8 protein-coding genes, 1 pseudogene and 3 riboswitches are annotated in these 17,295 nt (G+C 36.4%); of the genes and pseudogenes, 2 read left to right on the top strand and 7 right to left on the bottom strand.

Annotated elements, in window-relative coordinates; all coding sequences use genetic code 11:
* Positions 1-6: 6 nt before the first annotated feature.
* Positions 7-108, bottom strand: a riboswitch (TPP riboswitch).
* A 52-nt stretch (positions 109-160) separates the two neighbouring features.
* Positions 161-3,742 (bottom strand): non-ribosomal peptide synthetase family protein, encoded by a 3,582-nt coding sequence (locus ACW0JX_RS02260; protein WP_459245307.1) that lies wholly within the window; start codon positions 3,740-3,742, stop codon positions 161-163.
* A gap of 137 nt (positions 3,743-3,879) precedes the next feature.
* Entirely contained in the window at positions 3,880-5,622 is a 1,743-nt protein-coding gene (locus ACW0JX_RS02255) for a methyl-accepting chemotaxis protein (protein WP_000761077.1), read from the bottom strand.
* A gap of 135 nt (positions 5,623-5,757) precedes the next feature.
* A riboswitch (cyclic di-GMP riboswitch) is annotated at positions 5,758-5,842 on the bottom strand.
* 282 nt (positions 5,843-6,124) lie between these two features.
* On the opposite strand from ACW0JX_RS02255, the gene ACW0JX_RS02250 reads away from it, so the two are divergent.
* Positions 6,125-7,438, top strand: coding sequence for an anaerobic C4-dicarboxylate transporter family protein (locus ACW0JX_RS02250; protein WP_459245306.1), 1,314 nt, complete (start codon positions 6,125-6,127; stop codon positions 7,436-7,438).
* Positions 7,439-7,554: 116 nt separating this feature from the next.
* On the opposite strand, the gene thiE is transcribed toward ACW0JX_RS02250, so the two are convergent.
* Together thiE and thiM are read right to left on the bottom strand one after the other, a co-directional pair.
* Positions 7,555-8,214, bottom strand: coding sequence for a thiamine phosphate synthase (gene thiE, locus ACW0JX_RS02245; RefSeq protein ID WP_006916691.1), 660 nt, complete (start codon positions 8,212-8,214; stop codon positions 7,555-7,557).
* A 14-nt stretch (positions 8,215-8,228) separates the two neighbouring features.
* Positions 8,229-9,038: a hydroxyethylthiazole kinase gene (thiM, locus tag ACW0JX_RS02240; RefSeq protein WP_459245305.1), complete on the bottom strand. Its 810-nt coding sequence runs from the start codon at positions 9,036-9,038 to the stop codon at positions 8,229-8,231.
* Between the two features lie 72 nt (positions 9,039-9,110).
* Positions 9,111-9,223, bottom strand: a riboswitch (TPP riboswitch).
* Between the two features lie 210 nt (positions 9,224-9,433).
* On the opposite strand from thiM, the pseudogene topB reads away from it, so the two are divergent.
* A pseudogene (gene topB / locus ACW0JX_RS02235) lies at positions 9,434-10,009 on the top strand (DNA topoisomerase III); the annotation flags it as partial.
* Positions 10,010-10,286: 277 nt separating this feature from the next.
* On the opposite strand, the gene ACW0JX_RS02230 reads toward topB, so the two are convergent.
* Genes ACW0JX_RS02230 through ACW0JX_RS02220 form a run of 3 tightly spaced genes read right to left on the bottom strand, consistent with a single transcriptional unit; the run spans position 10,287 to position 17,156 of the window.
* The gene (locus tag ACW0JX_RS02230) at positions 10,287-13,370 is read right to left on the bottom strand and encodes a type I restriction endonuclease subunit R, EcoR124 family (protein WP_459245304.1); all 3,084 of its coding nucleotides are present in this window, start codon (positions 13,368-13,370) and stop codon (positions 10,287-10,289) included.
* A gap of 19 nt (positions 13,371-13,389) precedes the next feature.
* A complete protein-coding gene (locus ACW0JX_RS02225) occupies positions 13,390-14,595 on the bottom strand; it encodes a restriction endonuclease subunit S (RefSeq protein WP_459245303.1) in 1,206 nt (401 codons plus the stop codon).
* A complete protein-coding gene (locus tag ACW0JX_RS02220; protein WP_459245302.1) occupies positions 14,595-17,156 on the bottom strand; it encodes a type I restriction-modification system subunit M in 2,562 nt (853 codons plus the stop codon). Before ACW0JX_RS02220 ends, ACW0JX_RS02225 begins: the two co-directional genes overlap by 1 nt.
* Positions 17,157-17,295 lie beyond the last annotated feature (139 nt).

Below are 17,295 nucleotides of genomic sequence, written 5' to 3'. Positions count from 1 at the left end.
TATGCTACATCACTTTAAGTAACTCCCTACGCTGGCATTATCCAGATCAGGTTGAGGGTCGATGTTTACTTACATCCTCTCAGCCAATTGGCTCCCCGGTCCTTAATTCGTTTTCATTGTAGCATGATTTATTTTATTGAACAAACAAAAGCATGCATAATCATTTCATTATTTTTGGAAAATATCCAACTTTTTCACCATGAGCTAATAACTGCTGTATAAATTCTTTATTGATTGCTGGTACTATCAATTCTTTTTTCTTAATCCATTCATTCGTTCTACGCGTACCCATTACAATCTCAGATTGCTGCGCTCCATCTCCTGCAACTTGAGAAGCAATTAACTCTGCTATTACTTCATTTTCCTTCGCTAATTCAAGTCCGGTATTTACATATTCTGAAAGTGGAACCATTTCAAGATTGTATCCACACTCTCCAATTAACTGTATAAATTGTTCAAACTCAATTTGATGTGGATGACAAATATGTAACGTCTCTCCTACAATTTGCGAATCTTTTAAATACAATACAATTGATTTACTAGCTAAATCAATTGGTGTGAAATCAACTTTCCACTTCACATTTGGTGCTTTCCCAATTAATAGCATTGTTTTAATAAGACGATAAAATGCGTTTCCTTCAATATTTTGTTGGAACGAACCTGTTTCTGAATGACATGCTAAATTACCTGCACGATAAATATTTCCGCGCAAACCATTTTTCATTGCTTCACGAACAATGTTTTCCGCTTGTAGTTTACTATTTGAATATACATTCTCTAAGTCTACACTGTAATTAAAATCACCAGTTTTCATGTATGTATCCCATTGATCTACCGCTAATTCTAACGGGATACCAATTGTAGAAATAAAATGGAATGTAGCACCTTTCTCCGCTAATGCTAGCATACGGCTAGTTCCTTGGACATTTATATTTTCAAATTGTTTTACATCTCCAAAATGTCTTACATCTGCACCGCAATGAATTATCGTATCCATCTTAGAACTGATGAACATAAATTCTTCTTCGCTCATCCCAAGATACTCTTCCCCCAGATCACCAGCTACGGCCTGTATACGCTGTAACCATTCTTCACATATATCACTAAAGTAGCCTGTTAATGTATCTATAATTCTTTGTTGCACATCTTTGGTTGGTCTTACTAAACAATAAATAGTAGCAGATGTATCTCTCAACAATTCATATAATATGTGTGATCCTAAATAACCAGTAGCTCCTGTTAAAAAGACATTTGAAATCTGGTTTTCTTCCAAAACGTTTGCATACGTGATAGTATCTGGTTCGTGAATCACTTTATATTCACGAAATACTTCTTCTTTGTCTACTTTTACTTCTCGCTCAATTCGAGCTAATCCATATATCGTTCTTTCTTTAAAGAAATCTTGAATTGTTAAATGTGAAAAATCTTCTTTTAACAATGTTAAGACTCGTAATACTTTTAATGAATGTCCACCAATTGTAAAGAAATCATCATGCACTCCAACTTTTGAAATTCCTAATACTTCCGCCCAAGCGCGCGCTATTTGTTTCTCTGCTTTATTAGAAGGTGCAACATATTCTTGTAGACGAACCGGTTCATACTTTTCTTCTAACTGAGCTAACTTCTTAACATCAATCTTTTTATTAGGTGTAAGTGGTAATTCATTAATATAAATTAGTTTAGATGGCACCATATAATCTGGTAATTGCTCTTGTAACTGATAAACTAATTCTGGTATTTCTTTTTTATTTAAAGTTGTATAGAACGCGATTAAATATTGGCTACCTTCCTTACTCTTCTTAGCAAACACAGCATTTTCTTTTATATTATGATTTTGAGAAATTTTACTTTGGATTTCTCCTAGTTCAATACGATGTCCTCTAATCTTTACTTGATCATCTTTCCGATGTAAAAATTCTATATGTCCATCCTCTAACAACTTAACAATATCACCTGTTTTATATATATTAACTATAGGATTAAAAGGGTTCTGAATAAAAGCTTCAATTGTTTTATTAGGCTTATTAAAATACCCTTTTGCTAATCCTACTGAATCTATATATAATTCACCAGGTACACCAATTGGACAAAGATTCATATTCTCATCCAAAATCATAACTTGATAATTAGCACATGGTTTACCAATGGGAATACTCGCAACATCCTCATTTAACTGACTAGGTATTTTATAGGTTGTCGTCACTACAGTACATTCTGTCGGTCCGTATACATTATGAATTTCAACATTTGTACCTATTCTTTCTCTCCACAATTTAATAACCTCTACAGGCAACATTTCACCGCCAATCGCAATTCTTTTTAGGGAAGCTAGCTTATATATATCTTCTTCTGCTAAATAAGTTGCTACTTGTCGAACAAAAATTGTTGCTAATGCCAAGATCGAAGTTGCTTTCACTTTATAGATTGCATTTGCAAATGCTTCTACAGACAATCGCTCTTCCTCTAATAATACATACAAGTTTCCTCCGCAGAATAAAGAAGCAAATGACTCCCATACAGAAGCATCGAAACTAAAAGAAGGAAATTGGGCAAATACATCCTCTTCTGTCAATTCATATTGCTTTTGCATCCAAGTGTACAGATTAACAACCCCTCTATGTGCTAACATCGTTCCCTTTGGATTCCCTGTTGAACCAGACGTATAAATCATATAAGCTACATCATCACAATGAATAGACAACTTTACATCTATATCTTCACAAGTTTCACTATCATACATTGAAACTGTTTGAACTCCATCACATGTTATAGGCGTCTCTTTCATCAATATAACTTTCGCTTGGCTATCTTGAATAATGTACTGTATTCTACTTTCCGGATAATCTGGATCAATCGGAACATACGCTGCACCAGCTTTTAATATAGCTACCATACTTACTACTGTGTCTATGCTACGTTTCATAAATATTCCAACATAGTCTCCTAATTGGACGCCATTTTTAATTAACATATGAGCTATTTGATTACTTTTTTTATTTAGCTCCTCATAAGTTAAAGTACCTTCCCTTGAAGATAAAGCTATACGATTTGGAAATTGAGTAACAGTATTATAGAACATATCGACGATACTTTTCTCAGGATATACTGCTGTCGTATCATTCACTTGACTATAAAGTGCCATCTCGGCCTCTGTAATAATATTAAAATTCTTTATATAATTATTCTTATTTTGTGATGTACCAATTAAAACACCTTGTATTTGTTGTGCATAACGAGTAATCGTTGTTTCCTTCCAATTAACACTATTAAATATTATTTCTACACTTTGCATATTTTTACTAAATACAAATTGTAATGTATTCGTGTCTTGTAGCTCATAATATGTTTCACCAATAATAATAGGTGACATTTCATATAATGTATTACCGTTTTGAAACTCTTCTATTTCTTCCTCATTCATTTCTTTAATTTGTTCCAGTTGCTCTTCAATCTGTAAATTCAAACTTTCATAGGAGAGAAAATTAGAAACTTCAATAGTAATCGGAAATAAACTTCCTCTTACATGATAAAGCACGACAATATGTTTTTCTTTAGAAATATGATATAACCACGTTGCAGTCGCTCCTATTAAATCTACAATATGAGTCAAATTTGGAAATAGTTCAGTTTTCCTTTTTATCCTAAGTTCCGTTCCTTGCACATCTTTAGGTATTTTAATACTTCCTTCTACTTTCCCTAAAAATTCTTTTACCATCTCATTATAAGAAATTGCTAATTTCATATTTATGTAAATTCCTCTCTTAAATATAATAAAGGTGTGAAAATTCACACCTTTTTCATCCCTTATTAACGGGCAGATTCGTTCAATTCATAATCAGTAGCGGAGATATCCCCTTTGATTAGAATTGAACTTTCTCCTTATTCGCTTTTAAACTCACCAATAAGCTCTTGTAATTCCTGAGAAAGCCAACTTAAAGAAGTCGCTAATTCTGCAATATCTTGTACTGATATTTCTTGCTCTTTCATGCTTTCTTCAACATTACTACTGCTGTTGGCATAAGTGTTTGCAATATGTGATAATTCATTTACGACTTGAACGATATTCTGGCTATTTTGTAAAATGTCACTCGAATTACCCGAAACAGCTTTTACTTGATCTGTAACAGATTGCGCTGATTTGGAGATTTTTTCAAAGAAATTCCCACTACTTTGAACAAGTGAAATTCCAGTTTCTACTTCTTTTGAACCTTTTTGCATTGAAACTACAGCATCTTCTGTCTCAGCTTGTGTTTCACCAATTAATTTCGCTATATCTTTAGCAGACGCTTCCGTTTGTTCTGCTAATTTTCGTACTTCATCAGCAACAACTGCAAACCCTCTCCCCGCTGCTCCAGCACGTGAAGCCTCAATAGAAGCATTTAAAGCTAATAAATTTGTTTGATTTGAAATACCTGTAATTACAGTTACGATATCACTAATTTCTTTTGACCTTGTTTCTAACGAATAAATGATGGAAGATAAATCTTGTACTGCATTTTGAATTAAACTCATTTGATTAATAATTTGTCCAATCACTTCATTACCTTCAATTGAATGTTGCTCCATACCTTCAGAAGCAACCGCAACTTGTTTCGCAGCCCCAGTTATCTCTTCTACCTTATCTTCCATTCCATGTACAATCCCTAAACATTGTTGTACTGAAGTTTTTTGAGACTGTGCCCCTACTCTTAAACCTTCAATAGAACTTGCAATCTCTTGAACTGCCATGCTGTTTTCCTCTGTACTCGCCGACAATTCTTGTGAAGAAGAAGAAACTTGCTCAGCAGTTTGCCTTACTTTATCTATAATCCCTTTAAACTTTTCAATCGTGTTATTGAAATAAACATTAATAATTCCAATATCATCTGGTCTTTCTTTTAATTTAATACTCAAGTCACCTTCACCAATTTTACGTAACCCTTCTCGTAAATCTTTTAATGGCGCTAATGAGTGACGCACGATAAAGAATTGAGTAATAGTCGCAATCGCTAATGAAATAATGATAAAGAGTAAGCCCTGTATCATAAACTTCTCTTTTGTAATAGGAACAATGGAAGCATCTAAGTCAGCCGCAATAATTGCAACAATATTGTTTTCTCCATCTGTAATTGGTTCTAATATTGTCACCCACGAACCTATTTCATCTTCATATACTTCTGTCATTTGGGCCTTTTTCGTATCAATGACTTTATCGTATGCCTTCATCCAATGAGCGGGTTGTTCATAATAATCTCCCGGCTTTATAGGGAACGCTTTTGTTAACTCTGTAGTCAAACCAACGAGTTGTAATTCTCGCTTTTCATTCGGCTTTGCTCCTGTAACATACGTTTGTCCAACACTTTTCAATTCTTTTGACACTTCATCTAATTTCTCTGTTAACTTTTCTTTTTTCACTTTTTCGGCTGTAGGATCTTTCGCCATGTCTCTAACTAATTCTACATCCAATTTTTTCAATACTATTTCTCCTGTTTCAATAGACTGCCTTTCAAATAAAGACATCATACTATTTTGAAACATGTTGAAACTTAGTGCACCCATACTTCCAACAAGTGTCAAAATAACTAATACGGTTAATAAGACGTTCTTTTGAAGGAACGATAACTTATGCCAATATTTTTTCATTAATATCCACCTTCCTTAATTAACATAAACAAAAAAAACAAAATATATGAATATTTTGTTTGAAAATGTTTCTCAATATGTTCGAGAATAAAAAAAAGCCAATGTAAAAGCATTGGCCAAGACCAACCCTATCCGTCCGGTAACTGGCTAGCGTAGCCTTTCGACCTTAGCTCCTGTAGTTTTGCGTCCTCATGTTTCCATCAGTTTGCCTTTCTCGCTGAACGAGTTGAACGATATGGGAGTTCTATGAGAATTAATTTATTCTCTTTCAAAGATTACAACATATAAATCAAAATGTCTACTTATTTAGAGATATAAATACAAATTTTTAATGCATTGCTTTTTCAAAATAATTTCAAAAAGTACGTGAATGTTACTTTTTTTGTGTTATATAATAAAAAATGTATAAACAACAAGGATTTCTTCGGGTATTTATTTAATTTCCATTCAAATTAAACTATTCGAATATATCTTAACTAATGAATTTCGGAGGTAGTTTATCATGTTTTGGCTACAATTTCTTACCTTGTTACTCTGTATTTTTATTGGTGCACGCCTAGGCGGAGTTGGTTTAGGAGTAATGGGTGGAGTTGGTATGGCAATACTCGTTTTTGTCTTCCACTTACAACCAACCGCGCCTCCTATCGATGTAATGCTTATGATTTTGGCAGTAATTACAGCCGCTGGTGCTTTGCAAGCTGCTGGAGGAATGGACTATCTTGTTCATCTAGCTGAAAAAGCATTGCGAAAAAATCCAAAGCGTATTACTTTTTTTGCTCCAATTGTTACTTATTTATTCACACTATGTGCAGGTACTGGTCACGTTGCCTATTCTGTACTTCCTGTTATTGCAGAAGTCTCTCGTGAATCAGGGATTAGACCGGAACGCCCAATGTCGATTGCCGTAATCGCTTCTCAGCAAGCAATTACAGCTAGTCCAATTTCAGCTGCCACAGTTGCTCTTTTAGCAATGTTAGCTGACTATAAAATCACTTTATTAGATATTTTAAAAGTGAGTATTCCTTCTACTTTCATTGCTTGTATGTTAGCAGCATTCGTTGCTAGTAAGATGGGAAAAGAATTAAATGAAGACCCTGAATACTTAAAACGATTAAAAGAAGGAATGATTCCTAAGCTTGAAGAGAAAAAAAAATTTGTAGGTGTAAAGGGCGCAAAATTATCAGTTATCCTTTTCCTTGTAGGAACCTTCCTTGTTGTACTTCTTGGTTCATTTGAAGCACTTCGTCCAGGATGGATAGTTGATGGGAAGTTAGCCCGTCTTTCCATGCCGAACACAATTGAGATGGTTATGTTAACTATCGCGGCTCTTATTATTATTTTCTGTAAACCAAATGTAGAAAGCATTGTGTCTGGTAACGTCTTTAAAGCAGGGGCAACAGCAGTTGTTGCTATTTTCGGTATCGCTTGGATGGGAGATACTTTCTTTAATGGAAACTTAAATATGATTCAAGGATCCATTCAGCATTTAGTAACAAGTGCACCTTGGCTATTTGCCATCGCGCTATTCATTCTATCTATTTTACTGTACAGCCAAGCAGCAACAGTACGTGCCTTAATGCCACTTGGACTATCCCTTGGTATTCCACCAGCGCTACTGATTGCGATGTTCCCTGCAGTAAATGGATATTTCTTCATTCCGAACTATGGAACAATCGTTGCTGCTATTAACTTTGACCGTACCGGTACAACAGGTATTGGTAAATACGTATTAAATCATAGCTTTATGATTCCAGGCTTAATTGCAACATTTACTTCTATCGGAATTGGAATGCTCTTAATTTCAATTATGTTTTAAAGAAAAAGCACAAACCTTTATTTAAAAAGGTTTGTGCTTTTTTAATCAAACGTTTGTTTAAATTTTTTGGGCAGTCTACTTCTCGATGTAGCACTTAAAATACTACATGTCCTTTTCTACAAACTTCTCTTTACTTCTTCAGCTAATTTTCTCGTACTTTCATACGTAGATTCAGCTAAACTAATTGCTGAAATAACTGAAACACCGTCCGCACCCGCTTCTATAACTGCCGCTGTATTTTCAATTGTAATCCCACCAATACCAACGATTGGCACTGTAATTCCTTGTTCTCTAAAATAAGCTAATCCTTTCGTTCCTTGAACAGCTTTCGTATCTTTTTTCGTACTCGTTGGGAAAATAGGTCCAACGCCTAAATAATCTGCTCCGTTTTCGATTGCAAAGCGTGCTTCTTCAATTGTATGAGCAGATACACCGATAATTTTATCTCCCATTTTTTCACGAACAGATGTAATTCCTTCATCATCTTGTCCTACATGAACACCATCTGCATCTAATTCAATGGCTAATTCTACATCATCATTTACAATGAAAGGAACACTATATTCCTTACAAAGCGTCTGCAATTCTTTTGCAAAGCGCACTCTATCTCCTCCGATTAAAGAACCTTCCCCCTTCTCGCGAAACTGAAAAAGTGTCACTCCACCATCTAATGCTTCTTTCAATACAGCTAAAGGATCCCTCGTGCAGTTATTACTTCCCATAATAAAATACACTTGTAATAACTTAGACATCTTCTTTGTTTCAATGCGCATCATGTGTTTCATCCCCCTTACTCTAACTCCTCAATCTTTCCATACTTCTCAATATCACCAGCAGTAGTATTCGCTAACTGATTTAAAAATTCAATTTGGAAACTACCAGGCCCTTTTTCTACTGTTTTAACAGCTGCCAGTTCCGCAGCTACACCATAAAACGTTAATGCGGCTACTGCTGCTTTTACATAATCTTTTTCTACTGCTACAAATGCTCCTATTACAGAAGTTAGTAAACAACCTGTTCCCGTAACTTTCGTTAAAATAGGGTGACCGTTTCGAATAACAATAGTTCTCTCTCCATCTGTAACAACATCTTCTTTTCCAGTAATGACCGCAACTGTATTTAGTTCGTCTGCTGCCTGCCTTGCAATACTTACAACATTGCCATTTCCAGTACCAGCGTCTACCCCTTTAATTTCCCATTTCTCATTAATAACGTTTGCTATTTCAGCCGCATTGCCGCGGATAATTGCTAAATCTATTTCGGCTGGAATATGTCTCGCAACTTCTGTTCGATACGAAGTTGCTCCTGCACCAACTGGATCAAATAGTACTGGCACATTGTTCACATTTGCTGATTTACCAGCAAGTAACATCACTTCTACTTCCTCAGGACGAAGTGTTCCCATATTTAATACTAACGCTCCAGCAATGCTAGCCATTTCTGCTACTTCTTCTTTTGCATACGCCATTACAGGCGATGCCCCAAGTGCCAACAAACCGTTAGCAGTAAAATTTGTTACAACAACATTTGTAATATTATGAACGAGCGGATTAGATTCTCTCACCAAATCCACTACTTTACTAATTTCTTTCATATTCATCCTTTTCATCTCCTAACTATAATGATGGGAGATACACAAAAAGACACTTTGCGCGTACGCAAAGTGCCTGAATATGTGCTTTTACACTCTCCCTACGCTGGCATTATCCAACAGGTTCAAATGGTCAATGACGGACTAGTAGCCATACTCTCAGTTTGTATCCACAAACTCCCATGTGTTTCTTATTCATCTACTTCAAAGTCTACTCTTATTCTAGTAAAATAACAAGTTCTTTACTTTTTCTATTTAATATAGAAGCAACTGATAAAGTGAAACTTTAATTAGTTGGGATTTTGTTCCCTCCATTAAAAACCGATCAAATATGGAGCGAAACTGAATCTCAAGAAGATGTATGCTATAGTTAACGTATGGAAATTTGAAAGGATGTTTTTAATATGTCAAAAAGCGTTGTAATCGCTGAAAAACCTTCCGTTGCACGAGATATTGCTCGTGTACTGAAGTGTGATAAAAAAGGAAACGGCTATCTTGAGGGTAATAAATATATTGTAACTTGGGCTTTAGGTCATCTCGTTACATTAGCAGATCCAGAAAGTTATGATGTGAAATATAAAAAGTGGAATTTAGAAGATTTACCGATGCTACCTGAGCGTTTGAAATTAACGGTTATTAAACAAACTGGTAAACAATTTAATGCTGTAAAAAGTCAGCTACTTAGAAAAGATGTAAATGAAATTATTGTAGCAACAGACGCTGGACGTGAAGGGGAATTAGTCGCACGCTGGATTATCGATAAAGTTAAGCTAAATAAACCAATCAAACGTTTATGGATTTCTTCTGTAACCGATAAAGCAATTAAAAATGGTTTTGCAAATTTAAAACCAGGTAAAGCCTATGACAATTTATACGCTTCAGCAGTTGCACGTTCAGAAGCTGACTGGTATATCGGTCTTAATGCAACTCGCGCTTTAACAACTCGCTTTAATGCCCAGTTAAATTGCGGCCGTTGCCAATTGTATCCTGTCAATAGCTAGGGTGAAATTAATTTTACTAGTATTTATAAGACTTGTATGAATTACACCCAAATAATTCTGGTTGTAATTGTTGTTTCATACATTAAAATATTATATTTTCCCTCCTCAATCCGTCCCCTCTTATATAAAATATTCGTAACTACTCAACCCATAGTTAAGAGCCAAGGAATGTATATCCTCGACTCTTATAATCAAACATATTCTGTTTCTACTGGTTATTCTTCGTTTTCACAGGCACTTCAAAGCCATCATCAAGTTAACTATATTTTTGCTTAATTTCAGCAATCCACTCTGGAAGTTTGATAGTTAGTGTCATATTATGCCTTAACAAATTGCCAGCCGTTTGATTGGTTGCCTTACTAAAATCAACACTACTAATGAGTTCAGTGATGTAAGGAACAACATCAGACTGTGAAATAGAATATGAATTCACTGATTTTCCAAGTAATTCACTATCTAGACCCCACTCCGAAGAAAAATTAATAACCGTATTCTGTAGCTTACTTGCTTTCCAAATTTCGAATGCCTCATCAAATTCCAAACCGCTCGATAAGTTACCAGGCACAAGCTCAGTATCCACAAATTCTTTCAATAACTGTGCTTGCTCATATTCCCCCATGTTACTCAACTCTTGAATTTGTTCATAAATAATACGGAGTGTTTCATTATCCACCTTTTGCACGCCGTTCGGTGAGGTAACTTTTGAACCAATTAAACTAAGAATATGATTCGCATCGATTACTTGTGTTCCCGCTAACTTAGTTTTTCCAACAAGCGTATTAATTGGTGTCGGCGGAGGTGGAGTTCCTGGCTTCCAAGTTAAGTTTTTATACGCACCAACATACTGTAACCAAGTATGCTCATCAATACCAAAAGTTATATCATCCCACTTAAATTCATAGTATTGTTCTACCAAATTCAACTGCTCAGCAGCATCTTTAAAAGCAAGTATAAATGCTTCTTTTTTCTTCTCATCATGTTCAATTGTCTGCCATTCAGTAGGGTCAGGTAAAGTCGGAATCATTTCAGTAACTTTTATTGCTAATTTCTTTACAGCAGTTTCATAGGTATCAACAATTGCCTTACTGCTCTTACCACCGCTTCCATACAGCTTCAAAGCTTGATCTACGATTTGCTCGGTAAGCCGTGGATATTGGAAGTTGATAATCGTTCCAAACTCTTTATTTGAGCCAAACACACGATTTGTTCGTGAATAGGCTTGAATCAAACCTTGAAGTTCAAGTGAACGGTCAACATAAAGCGTATTAAGACGCTTAGAGTCATAACCTGTCAGCAGTTGGTCTGCCACAATCACGAGGTCTATATTCTTAGGGTTTCGTCCACTACCGCCTCGAGTAGCACGTTCCACGACATCTTCAAAGTAAGCGTCCTCGCCGTGTTTTTTATCACCAGCAACAAACTCAATACCAGTAAATGCAGCGTAGTCCTTAAACATACCTTTGACAATTTTAGGGTCTAGTGGCGTAGGATCATTTTCATTGCCGAAACTAAACGTCATAGCCACATTCAACTTTTCTCCACGATCTGTCAGTTGTTTCTTAAATTCATCATAATAAGCAATCACACGATTTTTATAGGCAACTGTCAAAATGGCATTAAATTCTCTACCTTGTGATTGTGATTCCCAGTTACTCAGAATTTCTTCAACTACACGTGGGATATGCGTTTCATCTTGGTATTTAAACAATTCTCGTTTTTTAGCTTGCTTTTCAAGGTCAGCTTCTGACATCTCTTGAACTTGGCGCTCAATGTCTCTGTCAGTTAATTCAGGGTGTTCTACCTTAATTTTCTCAGCTAGTTGCTCTCTTAAATCATCATAACTCTTGAATTCTCCAGTGTTGATATAATCAACGTGAAAACCTAATACATTTTTATCCGCAATCGCCTCATCAATCGTATATTGATGTAACTTAGGTCCAAATAATTTTTCAGTCGTATTAATGACTTCGCTTTTTTCATTGACCTTTCCTTTGATCTTATTTTCATCAAATAAAGGTGTTCCAGTAAAGCCGTAGAAGAGTCCATTTTTCTTGAAATAGCTCTTAATGGTTCCCATCATCTGTCCCATTGTCGTACGGTGAGCTTCATCGATGATAAAAACGATTTTCTTATCTACTAAACTATCATCGTGAGCTTCTTCCAGTTCCTTAACTAAAGAATTCAGTTTGAATGTTGTCGTTACTACAATTCCGTTTTTAGCTGACTTGAGTATCTTTTTTAGCTGATAGGTATGTTTCGTATCATCAACGGAAACGGACTCGTAAGCTGCGTATGCTTTGAAGTTTTCACTGGTACGATTGTCCAGCTCACGTCTATCAACAAGGAAGACGACTTTATCAAATCCTACTCTAGTCGATAAAAACAAAGCCGTCTTGAAACTCGTAATAGTTTTCCCCGAACCAGTAGTGTGCCAAACAAAACCGCCGTGAGATAATTTTTCATCATTGTCCCAACCAAATGCTGCCCCTTCAACCGCTTGTAAAGCGTGGACTTGATATGGACGCATTAACATATGTCGTCTATTTTCCTCATCACGAGCTTCATCAATAACTAAGTAATCTCCGACCATCTGATGTGCCATTGGAATCATCAAGAATTGCTCAATCACTTTTTCCCAAGCGTTTACAACATTATTTTCTTTATCCGACCAATGAAAGACGAAACTAGGGTTAAAATCTCCTGCTGTTTTTGGAGTAGCGAAATATCGAGTGGCAATTTCAGAAGTGATGACCATCATCTGCGAAAAAGCCATGAAGTTATTACTGTATTCGCCGTCACGATAGTAGCGCATAAACTGTCCAAATGCCTCGTCTAGCGTTTTGTCCGTGCGTTTTTGCTCGATATTGATTAAAGGCAAGCCGTTGATAAGTAAGACAATATCAAAACGGTTGTTATTTGCTGTCTGTACTTCTCTAGCAATTCTATAGCTTGAATCCCCGCCACGCACTTCGGCTTTTTTGAAAATTGTCAACGTGATTTGTTTTCTCGTGATTTTGGGATTATCATCACGGTAAATGCCATCAATCTTGCCCTTTGATTCTTCAATGGCTAAAATTTTCGCTGCTTCGTAGCTGTTGCTGATTCGATTGACTTTTGCCATAACTTGACGGAACTCGTTATCCGTCAATTCCACACCTTCAAGCTGGTCAGCATTAATACGATTGAGTTCACCACGCCAGTGAGTAACCAAGTCAGTAACGGTTACTTTTTGCTTATTGCCGTCTAAAAAATCAGGCGCTTCCCATTTATATTTTTTTAGTTCTTTAACAAAATTCTCTTGAAAAGTTTTCTCTGCCGCACTTTTTGGTACATTGCTCATGACTTACGCTCGCTCCCCTCTAAACAAACATCTCATTTAGGTATGCTTTTTTTATATTTTGTAGTTTTTCTAATTTACGCTGTTGAACAGCGATGAGGGTACTCAAGTTATCAAAGAAAGAGGCTATCTTGTCCTGTTCTTCTAGACTTGGATATGAAACAGGAATGTTTTCTAAATATGCGTAATATAAATTCGACACATTTCCACCCTCGACACGTTTTGCAAATTCGTATTTGAAAAGTGCATTGAACATATATGCTGTAAATAACGGATTTTGTTTCGTGTTATAAACTGAAATCATTTCTCCGATTGCAACTTCAGGAATGCTGAGCCAACTGCAATTGGCAAAGTCTAATGGATCCTCACCTACCCGAGGGACGAGCACTTCTTTACCGGTACTAAACTTCAAGTTTTCCTTTGGAATATTTGTAAAAGAATATATCGTATCAATTTTTTCTTTGTGTTTTGTATAAAGTTCTCCATACCTTACACATGGCGTTGTTGAATCTGATGTTACCGACCACTTTGGAGCGCTTTTCCCATAATAGAAAGAACCAAACTCTCCAATTGTACGCTGTTCCCAATCGTCCGTAAATCCGGCAAATCTCCGTTTTGGCTCACGCTCACCTTCAGCGGGAAACATTTCAGAAAGATAAGCAGATTTTAACGCATTCGTCTTTTCTAACTTACGCTGTTGAAGGGTGATGAGGTAATCTAATTGTGCAAAGAAGTTACCGATTTTAGTCTGCTCTTCAACACTGAAAGGTACTGTAAATTCTGTATTCGAAACAATTCCCCAGTCTGAACGAGGCATTTTTGTTCCAGTAGATAAATTTGCAACTGTTTGATACTTATTACTTTGGATTAATGAATATATAAATTTATTATCTGTATCATTTGGACGAAAAACCCAAAAGTCTCCTACTGCAATTCCTTTAAAATCAGGCATCAACCAATTTTTAAGATATGGACGCAACTTCCCAAAAAGAATATCTCCCGTTTTAAATTTAACCCCTTTTTTGTCACTTTCTTTTTGAAAAATATCTTTATTAAGTTTTCCTAGCCCTGAAATAATATCTTCGAATTCTACTCGAGGGAGACCTTCTTCCTCGCTAGAAGTAGAAACTCGACTCACAAGTTCAGAAAACTTATGCTGTTCCCAAGTGTGAGTGTTGTGAAACTCCTTAAATCGCCTTTTTGGCACTAAATTTGTTTGTTCCGTCATTATCTCACCACCAATTCACTCATCAATGCTTCAAACGCTGATTCCAAGCCACGACTTTCTTCTTCAATCTCCGACAAAGTATCGGCATAACGATTGTGCAACATTTGCAGCGTGTTCAATTCTGTTTTTAGCGGTATCTCTATCAAACCAACCATAGCGTCCGCTGTGTTGCCGAACCATTTTTCATACATCAAGTTATCGATTTCTTCGTTTGTTAAAGTTAAGATACGTTCTTGCACGGCTTCTTTGAGCGCTTTTTCATCAGCTTTCACGGCTTTGCTAAGCTCTGATTTATCTGCAAATAACTTCTCAACTTTTTTCAGTAGGTTATATTCAACTGTTCCCTTGCTCGCCTTTTTCAACTCATCCTTGATTGATTTGTTTTCAAAAGCTTCACTAGCTTCATTCAAGGTTTCGCCTAAAGCATTGGCTTCATCGCTGTCTTCAACTTTCGCAGCCTCAACTAAGTCAGACAGCTCCGTTTCAATCTCTTGAATGCGAGTTTTCTTTGATTCGATTTCTTCTAGCTCATCACTATATAAACGTTTCGCAATCAACTCATTCGGTACGATACTACCAATCCAGCCGTCTTGCTCTTCACGTTTTTTATTACCAGTTCCTTTCGTTACCATATTTGGCTCACGAGTGCGTCCTGCCGTATAGAAACTGCTTAAAGCAATGATTTCCGTATCATGTGTCAGAGCATTTTTCCAAATCTCAGCCACAATCTGATAGCCGTCATAAACATCAATATATTTGAACTCCGAAAGAATCTCCTTGATTTTAACAAGCATTTCATCCATCAACTGAGTCAAACTACTGCTGTTGTCTACATTTCGTAAAATGTCCCAGTATTTATCAATATAGGATTTTGCTTCTCTTTCGATTTCTTTTGATTTTGCTACAATCTGAGCATCGCTCAATACATCATCAGAAATCTCCTCAACTGGTTTCACAAGCCCTACATAGCCGTCACGGATTTCTTTCAAAGATTGTCCCAAAATATCTGACACTGTAGACTGCAAAATCTTCAAGCCATCAATGTTTTTTTGAGGAATCCCACCAAAGAGATGAGCATCCACATCTTGAGGAATTTCTTCGTCAATCGCCTCAATATAGCGAGAAATGTTCATGTTGTATTGATTTTCGAGAATCTCTTCACGTGTCGCCAAGTGGCTATAACCCTCTTCTTCTCTACGTTCGACATACGTATCAACGATTTTAGCGATGTCTTTTTCTTGTAGAACGTTTTGTTTTCCAACTTTAATAAAGCTGTGAGAAGCGTCAATGATTAAAACAGGTTCGCCGATTTTTCGGTTCTTCTTCAAAATAATTACAACTACTGGAATACCTGTATTGGTAAATAAATTGTTTGGCAAGCCGATAATGGTATCAATGTAGTTTTTCTCAAGCAATCGTTCACGAATTTCGCCTTCAGCTGAACCACGGAATAGAACCCCGTGAGGCAAGACAATTGCCATCGTACCGTTTTGACCTAAGTGGAATAGTCCATGTAAAAGGAAAGCAAAATCCCCTTTAGAATCTGGTGGCAACACCCCAGCAACTTCAAAACGAGGGTCGCTGACTTTTAACCCTGCTTTGTTCCAATTCTTCACAGAATATGGTGGGTTCATAACCACCGCATCAAATTGCACGCCTTCATTTGGACTTTCTGGATCTTCTGGCCAGTCTTGAGAAAGTGTGTCGCCGTTTCTAATGGTCATCTTTTCTGGACGAACACCATGAAGCAACAAATTCATACGAGTTAAGTTATAAGTTGCTGTATTCTTTTCTTGCCCGTAATAGCTCAAATTCTTTTGAACATCTTCATCTAAATGCTTCTTAACCGTTAAAAGTAGCGAACCAGAACCGACAGTCGGGTCATAGATTGACTTGACGCCTGACGTTTTCGCTGCAATTTGTGCCATGACTTCACTGACTTGTCGTGGTGTATAGAATTCCCCTGCTTTCTTCCCTGACTCCATCGCAAACTGACCAATGAGGTACTCATACGCATCACCCAGTACATCACCTTTTTGCAATGTCACCATGTTCAAGTCTGCAAACAGCAAAATCAGTGCCTTAACATTTTTGCTACGTTCGTTTAAATTGCTACCTAAAGCAGTATCAGTTAAATCAAGCGTAGAACTTGAGAACAATCCTTTGAAGTCATCCGAATCACCAGACACAGCAATCGTACGTTCGAAGTTATTCAAGCTATCCGTTACTTTTTGAACTTCAAAATCACCTGAATTGATGTCTTTTAACCAAGTCTGATATAGATACTCAGGTGAAACATAATAACCGAGTACATTTTGAATCATTTTATCTAGCTGCTCGCCGTATTCTGCTTTCGCCTTTGTGTATTCTTCAACCAATTCGGATTCAGTCATTTGCCCTAAACCGCTGGTCACTTTGAATGTTTCTAAAGTCTTATCACTCAAAAACTTGTAGAACATCAACCCAAGCATATAATCTTTGTAACGGCTGGCATCCATTGAACCACGTAGTTCATTTGCCCCGTCCCATAATCTACGTTTAATTTCTTCTGATGTAATCACTTCGTATCCTCCATTGATTTTTTTATTTTTTCAGCTTAATAATATCGCCTAGATTAACATCAAGCACCGAACATATATTATTAAACTTATCTATTGTGAAAAAATTGGTAATTTTTCTTTTAGTTCATAAAAAAACTGT

It is taken from the genome of Bacillus sp. C-3-6 (genome assembly GCF_054509685.1).
Note: the sequence above shows the minus strand (reverse complement) of the source record. Positions and strands in the feature narration are given on the sequence as shown.

Excerpts from the sequence above, each read along its gene's own strand:
- ACW0JX_RS02250 (WP_459245306.1), top strand. The coding sequence starts at position 6,125 with ATGTTTTGGCTACAATTTCTTACCTTGTTACTCTGTATTTTTATTGGT.
- thiM (WP_459245305.1), bottom strand. The coding sequence starts at position 9,038 with ATGAATATGAAAGAAATTAGTAAAGTAGTGGATTTGGTGAGAGAATCT.
- ACW0JX_RS02255 (WP_000761077.1), bottom strand. The coding sequence starts at position 5,622 with ATGAAAAAATATTGGCATAAGTTATCGTTCCTTCAAAAGAACGTCTTA.
- thiE (WP_006916691.1), bottom strand. The coding sequence starts at position 8,214 with ATGATGCGCATTGAAACAAAGAAGATGTCTAAGTTATTACAAGTGTAT.
- ACW0JX_RS02230 (WP_459245304.1), bottom strand. The coding sequence starts at position 13,370 with ATGAGCAATGTACCAAAAAGTGCGGCAGAGAAAACTTTTCAAGAGAAT.
- ACW0JX_RS02260 (WP_459245307.1), bottom strand. The coding sequence starts at position 3,742 with ATGAAATTAGCAATTTCTTATAATGAGATGGTAAAAGAATTTTTAGGG.
- ACW0JX_RS02225 (WP_459245303.1), bottom strand. The coding sequence starts at position 14,595 with ATGACGGAACAAACAAATTTAGTGCCAAAAAGGCGATTTAAGGAGTTT.